The sequence below is a fragment of the Alkalicoccobacillus porphyridii genome (genome assembly GCF_007293315.1).
GTDB lineage: Bacteria > Bacillota > Bacilli > Bacillales > Bacillaceae_D > Alkalicoccobacillus > Alkalicoccobacillus porphyridii.
In genome coordinates this window covers 1-267 of the sequence record NZ_VLXZ01000235.1, presented here as the reverse complement: position 1 = coordinate 267, position 267 = coordinate 1, and the positions used below count along the sequence as shown (strand labels likewise).

Below are 267 nucleotides of genomic sequence, written 5' to 3'. Positions count from 1 at the left end.
ACACAAAAACTGAAGTTGATAATAAGCTGAAAAACAAAGTGGAAGTGAACGATCTGGAAAGTGGTCGTTATGGCGGAGATTTTTATCCACTGACAGGTCGTGAAGCGTTTTATTTATGGAATTTGGCCACGACTACAGCGGCGGCAAACCTTTATCTTAATCCTGACCCTGCAATTTCGTCTGTGCTGCGGTCAACATCGTCTATCCGCTATAAACATTCAGTAGAGACAATAGATTCAGAGCACGCCGATCTCATTTTCAGGATGC

The 267-nt window shown here is 43.1% G+C and carries 1 protein-coding gene; it reads left to right on the top strand.

Translation table 11 applies throughout. The annotated features are described in order from the left end of the window. A partial coding sequence (locus tag FN960_RS24150; protein WP_368854062.1) for a hypothetical protein occupies window positions 1–267 on the top strand: 267 nt, incomplete at both ends.